The following is a 1,909-nucleotide window of genomic DNA, read 5'->3' as shown; positions in this document are numbered from 1 at the left end:
AGGTTTTTAGCAAGAGTAATAATATTGCCCGCCCATTTCACCCTCACCCTATCCCTCTCCCATCAAGGGAGAGGGAATTTTGCTTTGTCTCCCAACTAACTGCTTAACTTAGTTTTGAGTAGTTACGATTATAGTATATAAAAATAAGTAAGTCAAGTGAAAAGTTGAGGCAATACTTTTTGCCTAACCATCACCACTATACTCGAGGCTCGAGGCTGGAGGCTGGTAAAGGATCCAGTATCCCAGATACAGTATCCAGTATCAAACATCGAGCATCGAGCATCGAGTATCGAGCATCGAACATCGAGTATCGAGCACCGAGCCTCGAGGATCGAGCATCGAGTATCGAGTATCGAGCATCGAGTATCGAGCATCGAGCTTGCTATGTTCTCTCAAGAACCTCCTCAAAAAAATCAGATAGCCGTTGGGTGAGGAAACTTCGGTCGAATCTTTCCAGATAGTCCCAATCCGGCTCCAGTTTTATCCCCCCCTCAGTATGTTCCTGATAAAGGCTGCGGAGGGCGTCTTTGATGCGGCTCACCTCGTCGGTATTGACTGCTATCCCTAACCGTCCTTCCCTGATAATATCAGTGGTCATGCCTTGGGGCACAATAGCCAAAATCGGCTTTCTGGCGGCAATATAATCGAAGACTTTACCAGGCACCACGGTCTCAAGATTGGGAAGGTTGCCTCTGACTATAAATAACAGTAGCAAGAGATCCGATTTCAACAGAAGCCTGAGGGCCTCCGGTCGAGGGACCTCGCCTAAAAAGCGGACATTATCTCCCAGGCCGAACTGGCGGATGATTTTGGTCACTTCTCTCTTCTGTTGGTCTTTAACCATCCCGCAGAAATCAACCCGGCAGGTTTGCTTCATCTTTGGATCTTCCTGGAATAGTTCTCCCAGGGCCACCAGAAAGGCCGGGGTAGGATAATCAGCGTAAAGGGCGCCAGTATAGCTAATCAGAAATTGTCGGCTCTCTATGGGGGGAGCTGAGAGAGAATCGAATTCAGGCCGGTCATAGCCATTGTCAATAGAAATGATGCGCTCAGGGCAAAGGAAGGAGCGCCTCTCCAGAAGGGCCTCTTTCATTGCCTCAGCAATAACCACAATAGCTGTTGATCTTTTAAGAACCCACCAGTCAAGACCTTCTTCAATTACTTTATGCCATCTGGTTCTATGCGGTCTGGTAGGATTATCCGTCCAGAAATTACGGTATTCAGCTACCCATTTCTTTCCGGTCAGCAGGCTTATCAATCCGGCCACTAAATGGTTGGTGAAATCCGGGGCAGTGGAGTAAATTAGATCGACCTTCTCTTTAAAACACAAATAGGTTCCCTTGATTACCGCAAAAGGAAGCCACATTATCTCTTCAGTGGGGATAAAGAAATACCTCCGAAATTGGGTAATAATCTGGGTGGCGGCCTTTTTGAATCTCTCTAAAGGAGAGGGGAAGGCCTTAGCGGCCGGTAAGGACTCCTTATGCCCGAGATTTTCTTTGGTCCTCAGGTTATCCTTCTCATGCCACCGTCTATCCAGGAAAACAAAAGGATTAGGCCGAAAAGCCCGGTAGACTTTGGTTCCCGAAGGTATTTCTACTGAACGGTCAAACTCCCAGATGGATCTTTCCGAAACAGTGAGCACATAAACCTGCCAACCTAACTCAAGCAGATACCTGGCAAATTTGACAAAACGAACATTCCCCATCTTTCGGGGAGGAAATTCAACGCTGATCAGGAGAACTTTTTTAGTCATCTTAGTAGCTATGTAGAGGTAATTTTGCGGGACGGTTCATAACCGTCCAATTTTCTGTGAAACCTTGCGGTTAGTTCATTATCGGCTATAGCATCATCATACCATTTTTTTCTACAAAACTACTTTTCTCGTCTTAACTTCCCCGCAAATATC

General features: G+C 46.4%; 2 protein-coding genes. Both read right to left on the bottom strand.

All coding sequences use genetic code 11. The annotated features are described in order from the left end of the window. Window positions 1–152: 152 nt before the first annotated feature. Window positions 153–374, bottom strand: coding sequence for a hypothetical protein (locus AB1797_14095; protein ID MEW5768716.1), 222 nt, complete (start codon window positions 372–374; stop codon window positions 153–155). Window positions 375–382: 8 nt separating this feature from the next. Then, window positions 383–1,756 (bottom strand): glycosyltransferase, encoded by a 1,374-nt coding sequence (locus AB1797_14090; GenBank protein MEW5768715.1) that lies wholly within the window; start codon window positions 1,754–1,756, stop codon window positions 383–385. Between the last annotated feature and the right edge of the window lie 153 nt (window positions 1,757–1,909).

The organism is bacterium (assembly GCA_040753085.1).
GTDB lineage: Bacteria > UBA9089 > JASEGY01 > JASEGY01 > JASEGY01 > JASEGY01.
The sequence above is the reverse complement of the archived record's forward strand: the minus strand, read 5'-3'. Positions and strand labels throughout refer to the sequence as shown.